General features: G+C 70.1%; 16 protein-coding genes and 1 riboswitch. Of the genes, 10 read left to right on the forward strand and 6 right to left on the reverse strand.

Annotated elements, in window-relative coordinates; all coding sequences use genetic code 11:
• Positions 1 to 41: 41 nt before the first annotated feature.
• From ACQP0P_RS17160 to ACQP0P_RS17170, 3 genes are all read right to left on the reverse strand, one after another.
• Entirely contained in the window at positions 42 to 1,001 is a 960-nt protein-coding gene (locus ACQP0P_RS17160; protein ID WP_433381931.1) for a C39 family peptidase, read from the reverse strand.
• An 89-nt stretch (positions 1,002 to 1,090) separates the two neighbouring features.
• The gene (locus ACQP0P_RS17165; protein ID WP_433377572.1) at positions 1,091 to 3,568 is read right to left on the reverse strand and encodes a hypothetical protein; all 2,478 of its coding nucleotides are present in this window, start codon (positions 3,566 to 3,568) and stop codon (positions 1,091 to 1,093) included.
• 481 nt (positions 3,569 to 4,049) lie between these two features.
• Entirely contained in the window at positions 4,050 to 4,253 is a 204-nt protein-coding gene (locus ACQP0P_RS17170; RefSeq protein WP_433377575.1) for a hypothetical protein, read from the reverse strand.
• On the opposite strand from ACQP0P_RS17170, the gene ACQP0P_RS17175 reads away from it, so the two are divergent.
• Both ACQP0P_RS17175 and ACQP0P_RS17180 read left to right on the forward strand, forming a co-directional pair.
• A complete protein-coding gene (locus ACQP0P_RS17175; protein ID WP_433377578.1) occupies positions 4,252 to 4,389 on the forward strand; it encodes a hypothetical protein in 138 nt (45 codons plus the stop codon). The two genes, ACQP0P_RS17170 and ACQP0P_RS17175, sit on opposite strands and share 2 nt — an antisense overlap.
• Positions 4,390 to 4,723: 334 nt before the next feature.
• Complete coding sequence (locus tag ACQP0P_RS17180; protein ID WP_433377580.1) at positions 4,724 to 6,652, forward strand: PQQ-binding-like beta-propeller repeat protein; 1,929 nt, start codon at positions 4,724 to 4,726, stop codon at positions 6,650 to 6,652.
• A 141-nt stretch (positions 6,653 to 6,793) separates the two neighbouring features.
• On the opposite strand, the gene ACQP0P_RS17185 is transcribed toward ACQP0P_RS17180, so the two are convergent.
• From ACQP0P_RS17185 to ACQP0P_RS17195, 3 genes are read right to left on the reverse strand one after another with little or no spacing between them, the layout of a single operon-like run.
• On the reverse strand, positions 6,794 to 7,201 hold the full coding sequence (locus ACQP0P_RS17185) for a DUF397 domain-containing protein (protein WP_433377583.1): 408 nt from the start codon (positions 7,199 to 7,201) through the stop codon (positions 6,794 to 6,796).
• Complete coding sequence (locus tag ACQP0P_RS17190; RefSeq protein WP_433377586.1) at positions 7,194 to 7,595, reverse strand: DUF397 domain-containing protein; 402 nt, start codon at positions 7,593 to 7,595, stop codon at positions 7,194 to 7,196. Before ACQP0P_RS17190 ends, ACQP0P_RS17185 begins: the two co-directional genes overlap by 8 nt.
• Positions 7,596 to 7,628: 33 nt before the next feature.
• A complete protein-coding gene (locus tag ACQP0P_RS17195; RefSeq protein ID WP_433377589.1) occupies positions 7,629 to 8,483 on the reverse strand; it encodes a helix-turn-helix domain-containing protein in 855 nt (284 codons plus the stop codon).
• 326 nt (positions 8,484 to 8,809) lie between these two features.
• On the opposite strand from ACQP0P_RS17195, the gene ACQP0P_RS17200 reads away from it, so the two are divergent.
• From ACQP0P_RS17200 to ACQP0P_RS17235, 8 genes are all read left to right on the forward strand, one after another.
• Positions 8,810 to 9,358 carry an ATP-binding protein gene (locus ACQP0P_RS17200; protein WP_433377592.1) on the forward strand — a complete coding sequence of 183 codons (549 nt, stop codon included), beginning with the start codon at positions 8,810 to 8,812 and terminating at the stop codon, positions 9,356 to 9,358.
• Between the two features lie 39 nt (positions 9,359 to 9,397).
• Entirely contained in the window at positions 9,398 to 10,570 is a 1,173-nt protein-coding gene (chrA, locus tag ACQP0P_RS17205) for a chromate efflux transporter (protein WP_433377595.1), read from the forward strand.
• A 53-nt stretch (positions 10,571 to 10,623) separates the two neighbouring features.
• Positions 10,624 to 11,376, forward strand: coding sequence for a precorrin-6A synthase (deacetylating) (gene cobF, locus ACQP0P_RS17210; RefSeq protein ID WP_433377598.1), 753 nt, complete (start codon positions 10,624 to 10,626; stop codon positions 11,374 to 11,376).
• A gap of 185 nt (positions 11,377 to 11,561) precedes the next feature.
• Positions 11,562 to 11,708: riboswitch (adenosylcobalamin (AdoCbl) riboswitch) on the forward strand.
• A gap of 3 nt (positions 11,709 to 11,711) precedes the next feature.
• The gene (locus ACQP0P_RS17215) at positions 11,712 to 11,900 is read left to right on the forward strand and encodes a CbtB domain-containing protein (protein WP_326638530.1); all 189 of its coding nucleotides are present in this window, start codon (positions 11,712 to 11,714) and stop codon (positions 11,898 to 11,900) included.
• 8 nt (positions 11,901 to 11,908) lie between these two features.
• On the forward strand, positions 11,909 to 12,634 hold the full coding sequence (locus tag ACQP0P_RS17220; RefSeq protein WP_433377601.1) for a CbtA family protein: 726 nt from the start codon (positions 11,909 to 11,911) through the stop codon (positions 12,632 to 12,634).
• Positions 12,635 to 12,683: 49 nt separating this feature from the next.
• Positions 12,684 to 14,807 (forward strand): magnesium chelatase subunit D family protein, encoded by a 2,124-nt coding sequence (locus ACQP0P_RS17225; RefSeq protein WP_433377604.1) that lies wholly within the window; start codon positions 12,684 to 12,686, stop codon positions 14,805 to 14,807.
• Between the two features lies 1 nt (position 14,808).
• Complete coding sequence (cobO, locus tag ACQP0P_RS17230; protein WP_433377607.1) at positions 14,809 to 15,411, forward strand: cob(I)yrinic acid a,c-diamide adenosyltransferase; 603 nt, start codon at positions 14,809 to 14,811, stop codon at positions 15,409 to 15,411.
• Entirely contained in the window at positions 15,405 to 16,745 is a 1,341-nt protein-coding gene (locus ACQP0P_RS17235) for a cobyrinate a,c-diamide synthase (protein WP_433377610.1), read from the forward strand. The genes cobO and ACQP0P_RS17235 overlap by 7 nt, the downstream gene beginning before the upstream one ends.
• Positions 16,746 to 16,797 lie beyond the last annotated feature (52 nt).

Here is a 16,797-nt window from a genome sequence, read left to right on the forward strand (position 1 = left end):
CGAGGCCCTCGTGAACCTGGCACAGCCGGATCAGATGAGCGTCATGTCGCGATGGCCCAGATGTTGTCGTCCACAGCCTGCGCTCCCCTGGCCGCGAAGAAGAGCTCGTCCTGTGTGAGCGACTCCTCCCGCCCGGCGCCCGGATCCCAGACCTTGAAGTTCATGGGCATCCATGGGATGTGGCTCGCGTTGGTTGTCTCGAAGCCGCCGTAGCCGTGGATGACGATGTAGTGCCGGAGGCTCCCGGACGCGTTCGGAGACCAGGGCAACTGGCCAGGCTTGACGAGAACGGCGACCGGCCTGCCCCTCGACAGCGACGTCACAATCGTGTTGAGTCCGATCTCCCTGGCGATCCCGCTGGGAGGGATGTCGTAGTCCTTGTAGGGGAAGTCCTGGGGCACGCTTGCGTTGAGGCCGAGTTTCATCATCCACGGCATCGTTCCGAGGGCGGTCGTCTCCGAGATACCGGCCAGGCTGGACTGCGAGGGAGCCGAGATGCCCATCGTGGCGATGATCGTCTGCGCCGCTCCGGGACCGCACCAGTTCGACTTCTCCTGATACTTGGCGGAGAGAGTCATGTCCAGGGCACGCACGGGCCTCATCCACGCGCCGGCGATACCGAAGGTGGCGTCGGCCACCACATAGGGCCGTCTGAGCGCGGTCCATCCGGTCCAGCATGCGCGACTGCCGTTAGTCGTCATCGTCGGGCACGACTGGGGGATGCTGACGCCGTTGTCACCGAACCAGAGCCTCATGTTGACCTGGAAATTGGTGTACGCGCCGGGGTTGATAAAGGAGATGGCCCGCACTTGCGTGCGTGCCGAGTTGAACTCCAGGCACACCTGATAAGCGGTCCCGTTGTAGGTTCTGGAATTGGAACAGGTCCTGTTCCCGGTACTTGTGGGGTATTCCCCCCAGGTGCCGGCCTGTGCGGGGATCGCGGGGACGGCGACGAACGCGAGCACCGTTCCGCTCAGGACCGCGAGTAATGCTCTGATCATTCTTCGCACGAGCTTGCCTCCTTTGTGTCGAGGGCATGGTTGGTCGAGAGGCCCACATCGGTTCAGGCCGAAGTAAGGAGGGGCTGTCCTCACTCCTGGGGAACGGCAAGCCTGTACAGCCGCTCGTTGATCTTGTAATAGAGATTGCCGAGGCCGTCGGCCGTCAGGCCTTCCATCCCTGGGATCGTCAGCAGCACGGTCAGCACCTTCGTCGACTTGTTGATCTTGAAGATCTGGTCGCCCATCGTGCCGTACACGTGGAGGGGATCCTGGGTCACGGTCAGCAGCACCCCGTCGCGCCAGGCCAGACTGGGCTTACCGGCATAGTCGGGGTCGGGGAACAGCCGTCTGGCCGTGATCGCCGCGGGCCGCGCCGGATCGAGGGTGAACAGTGAGCCGCCCGCCAGGCCCCAAAGCTCACCGTCCACCTCCGCGAGGGCTGTGACGGCCTTGGGCGCCGTCAGCGGGAGCGGATGTGGGCGCACGGCATCGGTGGCGGGGTCGAAGGAGAACAGTGTGGCCGACGCCCCCGGCGCGTAGACGGGGTCGACACCCAGAGCACCGCGCGTGGAGGTGCCGCCGAACAGCTTGCCTCCCGCGTAGGCCAGCGAGACGACGGACTGGTTCGGCGCCACGCAGAGGGTCCGCCCGGCCGTGCCTTCCTTCCAGACGGTGAGGGCGCCGCTGCGCTTGCCGTACTTCGGCACCGTGCCCATGTAGACGGTGCCGTCCGGCCCGCCGGCGAGCGCGTATGGCCGATCCTGCGGCGGCGGGCCCTTGCCCGGCTCGCAGTCGTTGGCCTTGTCTCCCGCCTCGCCACCGGTGTACCTGAGCGTGGGCGGCCAGGAACCCGCGGGGTTGTGGCTGTAGAGCTTGGCCGACGGGTAGACGCCCATGTAGAGCAGGCCGTTGTGTGCCAGCAGGCTGTCGGTCTGGCTGAGCCCATTGAGGGTCGGCGTGTCCGGCCGGCCGTCGTCGCCGTCGCCCCGCAGCGGGTCGTAGACACCGATGCCGCCGGTCAGGTAGCCGCCGGTGTAGATGTCGCCGTCGGGCCCCGCGCCGAGCGCGTTGATCGCGGCGGGCAGGACGGGTGCGCCGGAGACGACCCGGCTACTCCAGTTGCCGCTCGCGGGGTCGTACTTGAAGATCCTGGTGCCGTCCGAGGCCGCGCCGAGGCCGACCAGCGTGCCGTCGGCCCAGGTGTACCCGGTGACGTCGAGTCCGGGCCGGACAGAGGTCGCCCGCACGGACCCGGTGCCCACGTCGTAGGAGTGCAGCAGCCCCTCCTTGACGAACCAGACCTTGCCGTCGCGAGCCGGCGAGTGGTGCAGGTCCACGTCGGTGATCGCGGCGTCGGTGACGGCGGCGTGCGAGCCGTCGGCGTTGCGGACGACGCGCAGGACGAGCAGCGTGCGGTCGATCCAGGCGAACAGCCTGTTCCCCGTCCAGGTGAGCCCGCCCACCATGGAGTTGTACGCGTAGGCCGCCGGAAGGAGACTGTCCACGCGCCCCGTGACGTTGTCGAACCTGGTCAGCGCGGCGTTCGTGCCGGTGCCCAGGTACGTGGCGTTGGCGTCCGGGTCGTGGGCGAGGCTGCGCACGTACTGAGCACCGGCCGCGATGGGCACGTTGCCGATCGTGGTGAAGGAGCCGTTGTCGTACTTGAAGTAGCGGCCGTCGTTGTAGGTGCCGCCGTACACCTTCCCGCCCGCTCCCGGCTCCAGGTCCCAGATGAACGAGTAACCGCCCTCCGCCCGCCCGAGGTCGGTGACCGTGGACTGGCCGGGGACGTATCGGTAGAGCTTGGAGTTGGGATAGGTGCCGAGGTAGACGCTGCCGTCGGTGGCCGTGGCCGCCGCCCAGCCGCCGACGGTGGCTGTGGCCGCGGTGTCGGGAATGGTGATCTTCCGGGTCACCTCCTCGCCGGCCACGTCGATCACGGCGAGCTGTGGGTTGGCGTCGGCGGTGCCGGTGTAGAGGGCGTAGGCGCTGCCGCCCGAGAAGGTGGTGGCGTTGGGCACGCTGCTCTCGATCTGCACGCCCAGATCGGTCAGGTCCCTGGTGATCAGCACCTCGTCCCAGTAGGCGGTGCCCACGTCGGCCACACCCGAGTAGATGAGGGCCGAGACGGTGGCCGTGCCGGTGGGCGCGACGCCCGAGGCCGTGACGCGGTTCCACCGTCTGCCCGTCACCGAGGCGTTCGCGCCGCCGCCGAGAAGACGGCCGGAGGCATCCCTGAAGCGCAGATACAGATGCGCGGTGCCGTCATCGGCCCAGACCTCGGCGTGCAGTGTGTAGCGAGTCCCCGCCGCGGCGGGCAGGCCCGGCATGCTCTCCCTGCCGTACGCGGCCCCCGGGTCTGTGTCGGCGACGCGCGCAGTGGTGCGCCCGTCCCAGGCCACGACGCTGACGCCGCCCGGGCTGTGCGAACCGCTCCATCCGGCCAGCCCCTCGTCGAAACCTCCGTTGACGATCCGCAGGTCGGCCGCGGACGCCGACGTGAACGGCACCGCGAGCAGCGCCGCCAGGAACGCCATCGCCACCGCCCCGCGCAGGGCGCGGCTCACGCGCCTGTACCTGTCCTGCGGACAGGCGTCGGCCCCGCCAATAGGTTCTCCAGGCGAATCTGCACAGCGCGCCACCTCCATGATGCGTTCATTCGTGTTCAATTTCAGCCATGACCGTAATCTCATATGCTGCCTCCACGCCCACCGCGTGAGCCGGCGTGCGCGGGGATCCCCTCACGGCGTGGACCTGCCGGGGCAGGTGATGTAGCCGTAGGACGTGCCCCTCTTGTCGCGATCCGGTAGCAGACTGTCGTTGTCGGCGATGACCGCCGGCCTGGCAGTCGTCAAGCGGGTCATCGAACGGGGCGCGTTCTGCCCCCCGGGTTAAGGCGGGCCCGCGGGCGGCGGGCTGGGCATGGTCGTTAGTTTGCATACTGTGTCGATTACGGTCAAGGCCCAAATAAATGAAACGGGACCGAGGTGAACCAACATCCAACGCCGGTCGAGTCCCCCTGGTTCGGTTCGGGAAGTTCACCTTGACCTACCGGAAACCGGCGTGTGCTCCGCGACACGGGCCCGGCTCGGCCCAGCCGATACCGCGCGAGTTGGCGACGCGGCCGGTGACGGCAGGGGTGCGCGGGTCGTAGTAGGTCCGGCCCTGCTCGTCGGGCGGGGAGGCGTCGAGGCCGTGGGCGGCGTCGAGCTTGTCGACCCACGCGCCTGCGGCGATGTCCCACACATGCATGGGACCCGGACTCGCGCTGCCGAATGAGCAGGGCGTCCTGCGGCGGCACGCCCAGCTCGGTGATCCTGCCCAGGGCATGAGCCTCGGTGGACCCCTGGAGCGCCGGCACGGCGGATGCCGCGACGACGATCGCTAATAATTTTCTTATTAGGGTCATGACCGGAAACCTAAATACCGCTAATCTTTCCGTCGTTGGTCGATTTCGGCAACGACCGAATTGGAAAGGCTCGTGCGTCTACCCCCCTACCCCCGCTTCTCCTCCCTGCTCCCGCCACCGCGCTGCCCGGCGGAAAGGTCTGCTCCGTCGTCACGCACGGCCGTCCGCGCGCGACCTCGCCCTCGAACCAGGTCAGCCTGGGCAGCTACACCTTCGGTACGGACGGCCGGGTCCGCGCCGAGGCCTCTTCCCGCATCGGAGCGGTGTCCTGCGACCCACTCCCATCCATGACGACCGGAAAGGTTCCCCCCACATGATCCAGCGTCGTAGATTCCTGCAGCTCACCGCCGTCGCGGGCGGCTCCGCACTGCTGCCCGCCGCCCCCGCCCACGCCCACACCGCCGCCGAAGGCGAGGTGACCGTCCTGGGCCCCGCCAGCGTCACCAGCGCCCTCGGCAACGGCGAGTTCGTCGGTGGCGTGCTCTACGCCGGCACCCGTGGGCTGTCACCCAACGTCGTGGGCGCATACGACCTGGCCCGTGACACGGTGACCGGGCACACCGACATCCCCACGGGCATCGGCGTGTGGGCGATGTGCGCCGTCGGCACCGATGTCTACATCGGCACCCACGGCCGCTCCGACCTCTACCGGCTCGACACGCTCACCGGCGCGCTGTCCAAGGTGGGCGCCTACAGCCACCCCTACATCTGGAACCTGGCCTCCTCACCCGACGGCAAGGTCTACCTGGCGATCTCCGAACCGGGCCGGGTCGTGGAGTACGACCCGGCCACCGGAGCGAGCCGCGACCTGGGCGTCATCGTCGAGGGTGAGGCGTACGTGCGGAGCATCGCCGCCGACGCCACCACCGTCTACGCGGGTATCGGCGCGCACGCCCACCTGATCGCGATCGACCGGGCCACCGGTGCCAAGCGCGACATCCTGCCCGCCGAGTTGGCCGCCCGCGACTTCGTCGCGAGCCTGACGATCTCCGATACCCACCTCGCGGGCGGCATCTCCTCCAACGGCGAGGTGCTGGTGATGTCGAAGTCGGACCCGTCCGACCACCGGGTGCTCACCACCGGCGAGAAGTACATTCCCTCGGTCCTGCTGCACGACGGCCATGTCTACTTCACCGGGCGGCCCACCGGCACGCTCTACCGCTGCCGGCTGGACGGCGGCGCGGTGGAGACGCTCGGCGTGGCGCTTCCCGAGGCGGCCACCCACCGGCTCCTCTCGCACGAAGGCCGCGTCTACGGCGTCCAGGACGGCGCGGTCTTCGTCTATGACCCGGCCGACGGCTCGCTCGACTACGTCAACCTCGTCCAGCGGGGGTTCAGGGCCGCGCCGGAGCAGCCCATGTCCGTGCACTCCGACGGGCGGCGGGTCTACGTCGGTGGCAAGGGCGGCGCCGACATCCACGACCTGAAGGCGGGCACCAGCACCCGCCTCGGCATCCCCGGCGAACCCAAGACCGCGCTCACCGTGCGGGACGTCACCTATCTCGGCGTCTACACCCAGGGCCTGCTGTATGCGCACCGGGCCGGCGAGCCGTCGGCCACGTTGCTCGCCAAGACGGGCAACCAGCAGGATCGCCCCCGCGACCTCGCCCACGACGCGCTGACCGGGCTGATCGCGATGACCACCCAGCCCGAGCCCGGCCAGCTCAACGGCGCGCTGTCGCTCTACTCCCTCCGCACGGGGAAGCTGGACACCTACCGGCCGGTCGTCGAGCGGCAGAGCCTGTACGCCGTCACCTGCCGGGCCGGGGTCGCCTACCTCGGCACCAATATCCAGGAGGGCCTCGGACTTCCGCCGGTCACCACGACCGCCCGGCTGGCCGCCTTTGACCTGCGCGCGCGCAGGCTGCTGTGGCAGCTCGAACCCGTGCCGGGTGCGAAGGTCGTCCTGGGCCTGGCGCACACGCCCCTGGCCGTGTACGGCGTGACGAATACCGGGATCCTGTTCGAGTACGACCTGTTGCGCCGCAAGGTCACCCGCACCGTGCAGGTCGGTGCGAAGGGGAGCGACCTGCATGTGTCCGGCCTGGTCGCCTACACCACCGACGGTGACGCGATCTACAAGGTCGACCTCGTGACGTTCGCCGTGAAGACCATCGCCTCCGGCCTGGCGGGCGAGTGGTTCGGTGGCGAGCCGAAGCTGGCTCTCGACCCCTCGCGCAGGGCACTGTACGGCGTGCGCGGCCGCGACCTGGTCCGGATCGCCGTCACCGGGCGGCGCTGACCACGGCCGGGCCGGTCATCCCCGGGCCGCGAGCACCTTCGCCGGTGCCTCGCTCACATCGGCCGCGCGGGCGGGGGCGTCCACACATTGCTCTGGGCGCCACCGCGAGCGCTTTTACGCCAGAAGGCTCCGCGACCGGGGTCAGACATCGGCCGGGGCGGAGAGCAGCCAGGGGAGGGTGAACTCGTCGTCGTGGGTTACTCCGTCGAGGAAGGCGTGCCATTCGTCGAGGGTGTAGGTGATGGTGGATGTGGGCGGGGTATCGCTGTCCTGGATCGTGATGTGTTCGCCGTCGAAGCCGATGAGGAGGCGGCCTGCGAAGAGGGCGGGGGTGCCCAGCTTCTGCGGGGCGAGATCGTCGGCGTGTACACGGTCGAGGAGGGTGAGCCAGTCCTCCGGGGTGATGGCGATGGTCGGGCCCTGGGGGGAGGGGTTGCTGGAGTTGTGCAGCCAGACGACGGTGCCGTCGAAGCGGGCTTCGACACAGTTGCTCTGGGCGCCGCTACGGGCGCTTTTACGCCAGAAGGCTTCGCGGCCGGGGTCAGGCATTGGCCGGGGTGCCGAGGAGCCAGGGAAGGGTGAACTCGCCGTCGTGGGCCGCTCCGTCGAGGAAGGCGTGCCATTCGTCGAGGGTGTAGTTGATGGTGGGGGTGTCGTTGTCCTGCACGGTGACGTGTTCGCCGTCGAAGCCGATGAGCAGGCGGCCTTCGATGAGGGTGGGGGAGTTCAATTTCTGGGGGGTGAGGCTGCCCGCTCGGACCTGGTCGAGGAGGGTGAGCCAGTCCTCCGGGGTGATGGCGATGGTCGGGCCCTGGGGGGAGGGGTTGTTGGAGTTGTGCAGCCAGACGACGGTGCCGTCGAAGCGGGCTTCGACACAGTTGCTCTGGACGCCGCTACGGGCGCTTTTACGCCAGATGCCGCCCACATTCTGATCGCCAGCCATACTCGGCACCCTTTCTTGGATGAATTGTGCCGATTAGAGGGTAACTGCTATCTCTCGAAGAAAGGAGTCTGATTCGGCGGGGCTCAGGGCGAGGGCGGTGAGACGCTCAAAAGCTCGGAGATATTGGTCGACGCTGTGTTCGTCCTCGATGTAGGCATCGGTGTTCATCGTCTCGACGTGGGCAACGTCCAGGCTGGGGAGACGTAGGACGCTGAAGGCGCCGAAGAGTCCCGGATTGGGGCGGTCGAGAAACGGCAGGACCTGCAAGGTGACGTTCGGCCGAGTCGTGTATTCGCGCAGATGCTGTAGCTGATCCCGGAAGATCTCCGGCCCGCCGATGGGCTGGCGCAGGGCGGCCTCGCTGATCACGGCCCTCAAGATGACTGGTTCGTCGCGGCTGATAATGGCCTTGCGGTTCATCCGGACGGTGATGAACTCATCGAGCCTCGGCACGCTGCCCAGCTCTCCCAGGGCGGACACGAACGCACGGGCGTATGCCTCTGTCTGCAGAAGCCCAGGCATCAGATGCATCTCGTATGTCCAGATCTCGGTCGCCGTTGCCTCAAGCCGGATCAGGTCCACATATGAGGGCGACAGCGCGTCGCTGTGCTCGACCCACCAGCCGCGTCGTTCCTGCTGCACCTCTGTTGCGACGGCCATGAGTTTTTCTCGGATGCCGAGGTCGGTGACTCCGTACGCGTCCAGGATCGGAGGCACGTCGCGGGGTGGAATGCCGACGATGCCGTTCTCGATGCGGCTGAGTGAGCCTGTGGAACGTCCGCATTTCTCGGCGGCGAGGGCAAGGGAGGTGAGGCCTGCCCGGAGCCGGAGTTCCGCGAGCTTGGCGCCGAACCAACGTTGTCGGAGTGATGGTTTTTCTGGTCTCATGTCCCTTTCCTGGGTCAGTGATCGAGCGCTTGATGAAGCTTTCTTCGTCGTAAGAATTTCACCGAAGCAGCTTGCGGATCAGAATCTCGCGGACCACTATAGGCTCGGCGATCGATTACCGAAGGTGATCGACAAAAAACGGTTAGTAGTCGGAATCGATGGCGGATTCGGCGTTCGAAGCGCCGGTGCTGCGGGTCTCGTCACGGTAGGTGGTGGCTGTGGGGATCTGCGGTGGCGTGCCGCCATGGGGTCGGGCCGTGTCAGGCGGCAATGGAATGTTCCCGCGCCGATCGGCGTCGTGGACCAGGGAAGGGACAGGGATGGTCATGAAGCGTTCGCGTGCTCTGATCGTCGGCGGGATCTCCGGGTTGTTCCGGGGCAGGAGGTTCAACGGCGCGGATCGGAGGTTCTCCGGTCTGGACTGGCAGCTGTTCGCGCTGGACGTGCTGTCCGCCTCCCCGAGTTTCTCCCGCCGGTTCGCGGCTACGGCCTCGCAGGTCAGGCCCGCCCGTACCTTCGTCGCCGACCTGCTGGGGGACGAGCATCCGCGCCGGGACGACGCCGTCCTGCTCACCAGCGAGCTGGCCGGGAACGTGATCCGGCACGCGATCCAGCGGGAGTTCCTCGTCTCGCTGGCGTTCGCCACCGGCGGCGTGCTGGTCGCGGTCCGGGACTGCGGGTCCTCCAGGATTCCGTACCCGAGACAGGCGGAGGAGGAGGCCCAGAGCGGCCGGGGTCTCGCCCTGGTCGACACCCTGGCGGCCCGCTGGGGTTTCCACCGATCCCCCGGAAGCACGAGCGTCTGGTTCCAGCTCGCCACGCCCCCGCCCGGCGATGTTTCGCCGCCGTCAGCCTGGTGTTCAACCCGGTCGTGAACAATGCACGATTTGATACACCCCCCAAGATGGAAGGCCATGATGGACGCTTCGCGCGATGACACCGGCGGCGGATCCGGCGGACGGCCGGTACACGCGCTGGGCGAGGTCATCGGGGTCTTCCTGAAACTCGGTGTGATCGGATTCGGTGGCCCGGCCGCGCACACCGCGATGATGCGCGACGAACTGGTGCGCCGGCGCGGCTGGGTCTCCGATGAGCGCTTCGTCGACCTGATCGGCGCCGTCAACCTCATCCCCGGCCCCAACTCCACCGAGCTGGCCATCCACCTGGGCTATGACCGGGCTCGCTGGAAGGGGCTGATCGCCGCCGGGGTGTGCTTCATCCTGCCCGCCTTCGCCATCGTCCTCGCCCTGGCCTGGGCCTATGTCCGCTACGGCCGGACCCCTGCCGTCGAGGGGTTGTTGTACGGGATCAAACCGGTGGTGGTGGCCATCGTGGTGTGGGCCCTGGCCGGACTGCTCAGGACCGCGATCAAGGGCCGGCTGACCGCGCTCGTCGCCACGGTGGCACTGGCGCTGTACCTGCTCGGTGTCAACGAGCTGCTCGTGCTGGCCGTCGGTGGGCTGGTGGTGATGGCGGCCGGCACCAGGCACCTCTGGCTGCCGCGTCGCGGTTCTCCGGGCCTGCTGCTGGTGCCGCTGCTGGTTCCCGGCCCCACCGGCGGCCGGCTCACCGAGCTGTTCCTGACGTTCCTGAAGATCGGCTCGGTGCTGTACGGCAGTGGCTACGTCCTGCTGGCCTTCCTGGAGGGCGACTTCGTACGGCGGCTCGGCTGGATCACTCGCGACCAGTTGCTGGACGCGATCTCCATCGGCCAGTTCACCCCGGGGCCGGTGTTCACCACCGCCACCTTCATCGGCTACGTCACCGCCGCCCTGCCGGGGGCGGTGCTGGCCACCGTCGCCATCTTCACCCCGTCGTTCGTGCTGGTCGGCCTGCTGACCCGGCTCGTCGACCGGATCCGCGGCCGGGCCTGGTCATCGGCGTTCCTGGACGGTGTCAACGCCACCGCGCTGGCCCTGATGGCCGGTGTCACCCTGCAACTGGCCGGTGACGCGTTCGTCGACCCGCTCACCGTGGCACTGGCCGTGCTCGCGCTGCTGCTGCAGTGGCGCACCAGGCTCAACACCGCCTGGTTCATCGCCGTGGCCGCCGCCATCGGCCTGGCCCGCACGCTGCTCGCCGGTTGACCGGCGGTAACCCCCGTGCCGGATCTCGAAGCGGTACGGGCAGACTCTGTCGGGTGAAGCGAATCCTCATCATCGGCATCGGTGCCGGTGATCCCGACCATCTCACCCTCCAGGCGGTCAAGGCCATCGCCCGTACCGACGTGTTCTTCGTCCTGGACAAGGGCGAGGTCAAACACGACCTCGTCCAGTTGCGGCACGACCTCGTCGACGCGCACGCCCGCTCGCCGTACCGGATCGTCGAGGCCGGCGATCCCGAACGGGACCGGACCACGCCCGACTACGCGCCCGCGGTCGAGGACTGGCGCTCGCGCCGCGCCGACATCTGCGAGCGGTTCATCCGGGACGAGCTCGCCGAGGGGCAGACGGGTGCCTTCCTGGTGTGGGGCGATCCGGGCCTGTACGACAGTACCCTGGCCATCGTCGAGGAGATTCACCAGCGGGGCTCGGTCCGGTTCGAGCACGAGGTGATTCCCGGTGTCAGCAGCGTGTCCGCGCTCACCGCCCGGCATCGGGTCAGCCTGACCCGGGTCGCCCGGCCGGTGCACGTCACCACCGGCCGGCGTCTCGCCGAGGAGGGGCCCTCGGCCGACGACGTCGTCGTCATGCTGGACGCGCACTGCGCCTTCGCGGATCTGGGCGCCGACTTCGACATCTACTGGGGCGCCTACCTAGGCACCCCCGATGAGATCCTGGTCGCCGGACCGGTGCCCGAGGTCGCCGACCGCATCCGCGAGCTGCGTGCCGAGGCACGGGCGCGCAAGGGCTGGATCATGGACACCTACCTGCTCCGCAGGGTGTCTCGCTGAGCACCTGTCGCGGCGGCCTTCGGGGGGCATCCGGTCGGTCTCCGCTCGTCGCCGCCATGGCCGGATGGCCCGCGCAGCGGAGGCTCACCTCCGAAAGCCCGATCCATCCGGGCCGGGGAGCGGGCCAGGTCCGCCGCGCCGTGACGAATCACCTTGTTTGACGGCCCGCCACGAAAAGGGTTACATTGCGGACGATTTCGCGGTGGTCCGAGGGAAGTCCGGTGAGAAGCCGGTGCGGTCGCGCCACTGTATCCGGAACGTGAGTTCCGGGAGCCAGGTTACTTGGCCGCCGCGTCCTCATCTGTCGGGACGCGTCATCCCCAAGGAGGCTACTCATGCGTGAGCTGTCCGTTTCTCAGCCCGTTCCCCTCTCCCACCTGGCCCGCTGGCTCGTGGCGGTTCCGCTGCTCCTGCTGGTGGCCTACCTGGTCACCTTCGACCAGGGGGCGGTGTCGCAGGCGGGCGACTATCTGCACGAGCTCATGCACGACGGGCGCCACCTGCTCGGCGTTCCCTGCCACTAGACCGCGCCGTGATCCGTACCCTGCTGCTCCGCGGCCTGCTCGTCGGGCTGGTCGCCGGGCTGATCGCCGCCGTGTTCGGCTACCTGCTCGGCGAGCCGAACATCGGCCAGGCCATCGCGCTCGAAGAGGCCGCCGCCCATGCCCAGACCGAGGCCGGGCACTCCCACGGGGAGGAGGCACTGGTCAGCCGGTCCGGCCAGCAGGCCGGGCTCTTCCTCGCCCTGGCCCTGTACGGCATGTCCGTGGGGGGTGTCTTCTCCCTCGTCTTCGCCGGGCTGCGCGGCCGGATCGGCCCCCGCTCCGACGTGGTGCTGGCCGCGACGATGGCCGCCACGGCGTTCGTCGCGCTCGTGCTGGTGCCGTTCGTCAAGTACCCGGCCAACCCGCCCGCCGTCGGTGACCCGGACACCATCGGCGGCCGGACCACGCTGTACCTGGTCCTGGTCGCCATCGGCCTGCTGTCCGTGGCGGTGGGAGTGGCCTGCGCCCGTAAGGTGCCGGCCAGGCCCTGGCTCGCCGGCGCGGCCGGTTTCCTGGTGCCCGTGATCGTCACCCTGTTCGTGCTGCCGGCGGTCGACGAGGTGCCCGACGGCTTCCCCGCCCAGCTGCTGTGGGACTTCCGCCTGTCCTCCCTCGGAACCCAACTCGTGCTCTGGTCGGCCATCGGCGTGCTGTACGGCATCGCCGTGCGGCACCCCGTCCGCCGCGACGCGCTCGCGGCGGCCCCGAACTGAAGGTCCGTCGGGCCGGACACGTCAGCAGGATCTCGCAGAAGGAAACCTCGTGATCGGTGCCTACCCGTTCAGTGCCGTCGTCGGTCTCGACGACCTCAAGCTCGCGCTGATACTCAACGCGGTCTCCCCACGGGTGGGCGGTGTGCTGGTCCGGGGGGAGAAGGGGACCGCCAAGTCCACGATCGTCCGCGCGCTCGCCGCACAGCTCCCCGCCGTGAAGGTGATCGCCGCCTGCCGCTTCTCCTGCGACCCGGCCGAGCCGGACCCGGGCTGCCCCGACGGCCCGCACGGCGCGGGCGAGAGCGGGCAGGAGCGTCCGGCCGTGCTGGTGGAGTTGCCCGTCGGCGCGTCGGAGGACCGGCTGGTCGGCGCGCTCGACATCGAGCGCGCGCTCACCGAGGGGGTCAGGGCGTTCGAGCCGGGCCTGCTCGCCGCCGCGCATCGAGGTGTCCTGTACGTCGACGAGGTCAACCTGCTCCACGACCATCTGGTGGACCTGCTGCTCGACGCCGCCGCGCTCGGCACCTGTTTCGTCGAGCGCGAGTCGGTCTCGGTACGGCACGCGGCGCGGTTCCTGCTGGTCGGCACGATGAATCCGGAGGAGGGTGAGCTGCGGCCACAGCTTCTGGACCGTTTCGGGCTGACCGTCGAGGTGCGGGCGTCCAGGAATCCGGACGAGCGGGCCGAGGTGGTACGGCGCCGGCTGGCCTTCGACGCCGACCCCGCCTCCTTCGCCGCCGGGTGGGCGGGACAGGAGGCGGCTCTGGCGCGGCGGATCGTCGAGGCCAGGGAGCGGGTCAGGCAGGTCGTGCTGCCGGATGCCCGGCTGCGCCAGATCGCAGCGGTGTGCGCCGCCTTCGAGGTGGACGGGCTCCGGGCCGATCTGGTCATGGCCAACGCGGCCATCGCGCACGCGGCCTGGCGCGGCGGCGCCGAGGTCACGGCCGAGGACGTACGCGAGGCGGCCCGTCTCTCGCTGCCGCACCGCCGCCGCCGCGACCCGTTCGACGCGCCGGGCCTTGACGAGTCACGCCTCGACGACCTCCTGGCGGAGCACGGCGGCGACGAACCGGACGACCCGGACAGCGGCCCGGACAGCGGCCCGGACAGCGGCCCGGATGGCGGCCCGGACAGCGGCCCGGATGGCGGGCCGGGGGTCTCGGACGGTCCCGAGGGCCCCGCGGACTCCGGGGACGCTCCCGAGGCCGGCGCCTCCAGTGAGAGTGGCCCGTACGGCGCCGCCGACGGCTCCAACGACGGCGGCCTGCCCGACGGTGGTTCCGGGGCCGGTGCCTCCGGTGCTCCAGGTGCCTCCGACGGGAACGACGCCTCGCCGGACCGTCCTTGCGCGGAGCGGGTGGTCGCCGCCGCCGAACCGTACCGGGTGCGCCCCTTGCAGGTCCCCGGGCTGGGCGACGGCGCCTCGGGCCGGCGGTCGCGGGCCCGTACCCCCAACGGGCGGACCACCGGATCGCGGGTTCCCACCGGAAGGCTCCAGCGGCCGCACCTGTCGGCGACGCTCCGCGCCGCCGCGCCGTACCAGCGCGAGCGCGGTCGCAGTGGCCCCGGCCTGCTGGTACGTGACACCGACCTGCGCGAGGCCGTCCGCGAGGGCAAGGAGGGCAACCTGGTGCTCTTCGTGGTGGACGCGAGCGGTTCCATGGCGGCCCGGCAGCGGATGCGCGAGGTCAAGGCGGCTGTGCTCAGCCTGCTGCTCGACGCCTACCAGCGGCGGGACAAGGTCGGGCTGATCACTTTCAGGGGATCCACGGCGGAGTTGGTGCTGCCCCCGACCTCCTCGGTCGAGGTCGGCGCGGCGCGGCTGCGGGAGCTGCCGACCGGCGGTCGCACCCCGCTGGCGGCCGGGCTGCGCCGGGCCGCCGAGGTGCTCAGGGTGGAGCGGCTGCGCGACCCCGCCAGAAGGCCGCTGCTCGTGGTGGTCACCGACGGCCGGGCCACCTCGGGGTCCGACCTGGCGGCCCCCGCCGCGCTGCTCGCCGGTACGGCGGGGGTCGTGGTCGACTGCGAGAGCGGTCCGGTGCGGCTCGCCCTGGCCCTCGACCTCGCGGCCAGGCTGGGCGCGCCCGCGGTACGGCTCGACGCGCTCGCGGCGAGCGGCGGGCTCGGCGGGCTCGTCCGTGACCACCGGACCGACTACCGGAAGGCGGTCTGAGATGCCGCAGGGCAAGCCGGACACGGTGCCCGAGGACGGGCTCACCACGCGCCAGCGCCGCAGTCGGCCACTGCTGATCGTGCACACCGGGCCGGGTAAGGGGAAGTCCACCGCCGCCTTCGGGATGGCGCTGCGCGCGTGGAACCAGGGCTGGCCGGTCGGGGTGTTCCAGTTCGTCAAGTCGGCCAAGTGGCGCATCGGCGAGGAACGGGCGCTGGTGGTGCTCGGTGAGTCCGCCGAGGGCGGCAGCGTGACCTGGCACAAGATGGGCGAGGGCTGGTCGTGGATCCAGCGGCCGGGCAGCGAGGAGGACCATGCCGCCGACGCCCGCGAGGGCTGGGCGCAGATCAGGCGCGACCTGGCCGCGGAGACCTACCGTTTCTACGTGCTCGACGAGTTCACCTACCCTCTGAAGTGGGGCTGGCTGGACGTGGACGACGTGGTCGCCACCCTGACCTCGCGGCCGGGCAACCAGCATGTTGTGATCACCGGCAGGGACGCCGACCCGAGGCTGGTCGAGGTCGCCGACCTGGTGACCGAGATGGGGAAGGTCAGGCACCCGATGGACGCCGGGCAGAAGGGTCAGAAGGGCATCGAATGGTAGTGCCGCGACTGGTGATCGCCGCGCCGTCCTCGGGCAGCGGGAAGACCACCGTCGCGACCGGCCTGATGGCGGCGCTGCGCGCGCGGGGCCTGCGGGTCTCCCCGCACAAGGTGGGCCCCGACTACATCGACCCCGGCTACCACGCGCTCGCCACCGGACGCCCGGGCCGCAACCTTGACCCCTGGCTGACCGGTGAGGACCGGGTCGCGCCGCTCTTCCTGCACGGTGCGCGGGACGCGGACATCGCCGTGGTCGAGGGGGTCATGGGCCTGTACGACGGCGCCGGCAGCGGGGACTTCGCCTCCACCGCGCACGTCGCCCGGCTGATCGGCGCGCCGGTGGTCCTGGTGGTGGACGCCGCGCGGCAGGGCAGGTCCGTGGCCGCGCTCGTGCAGGGCTTCGCCTCCTTCGACACCCGGGTCCGGCTGGCCGGGGTGATCCTCAACCGGGTCGGCTCGCCGCGGCACGAGGAGATCTGCCGCGCCGCGCTGGACGAGAGCGGCATCTCGGTACTGGGCGTGATCCCGCGGGTGGACGGGGTGGCGACCCCTTCCCGCCATCTCGGGCTGATCCCGGCGGCCGAGCGCAGCGGGGACGCGGTGGCGGCGGTGGAGCGGATGGGAGCCCTGGTCGCCGGCTCCTGCGACCTCGAAGGACTGGTGGCCCTGGCGCGCTCGGCGCCGCCGCTGCCCGCGCATCCCTGGACTCCGGCCCTGCCCCCGTCCCCGGCTGTGACCGCGACCGCGTCCGGTGGGCGGCCGGTCGTGGCCGTGGCGGGCGGGGCGGCGTTCACCTTCGGGTACGCCGAGCAGGTCGAGCTGCTCGCGGCGGCGGGGGCCGAGGTGGCGACCTTCGACCCGCTCAGGGACGAGTGCCTCCCCGAGAACGCCGGGGCGGTCGTCATCGGCGGAGGTTTCCCCGAGATGTACGCGGCGGAGCTGTCCGCCAACGAGCCGCTCCGCCGCCGGGTGGCCGCCTTCGACGGCCCGATCGTCGCCGAGTGCGCCGGGCTGCTCTACCTGGCGCGCGAGCTGGACGGCCATCCCATGTGCGGAAGGCTCGACGTCACCGCGACGATGACCGGCAGGCTTATGCTGGGCTACCGTGACGCCGTGGCGACCGCCAAGTCCGTGCTCACCCGCGAGGGCGAGCGCTACCGGGGCCACGAGTTCCACCGCACGGCCACCGATCCCGGGCACGCGACGCCGCCGCTGTTCCGCTGGAGGGGCGCGGCCGACGGCTTCGCCGAGCCCCTGCTGGCCGCCTCCTACCTGCACCTGCACTGGGCCGGCAGCCCCGAGCTGGCCGAACGCCTGGTCGCGGCCATCGGCTGAACCGCCCGCACCCCGCACCGGTCTGGCGGCCGTCGACCGAACCACCGTTCTC

The sequence above is a fragment of the Streptosporangium sp. CA-115845 genome, from assembly GCF_050943795.1.
GTDB lineage: Bacteria > Actinomycetota > Actinomycetes > Streptosporangiales > Streptosporangiaceae > Streptosporangium.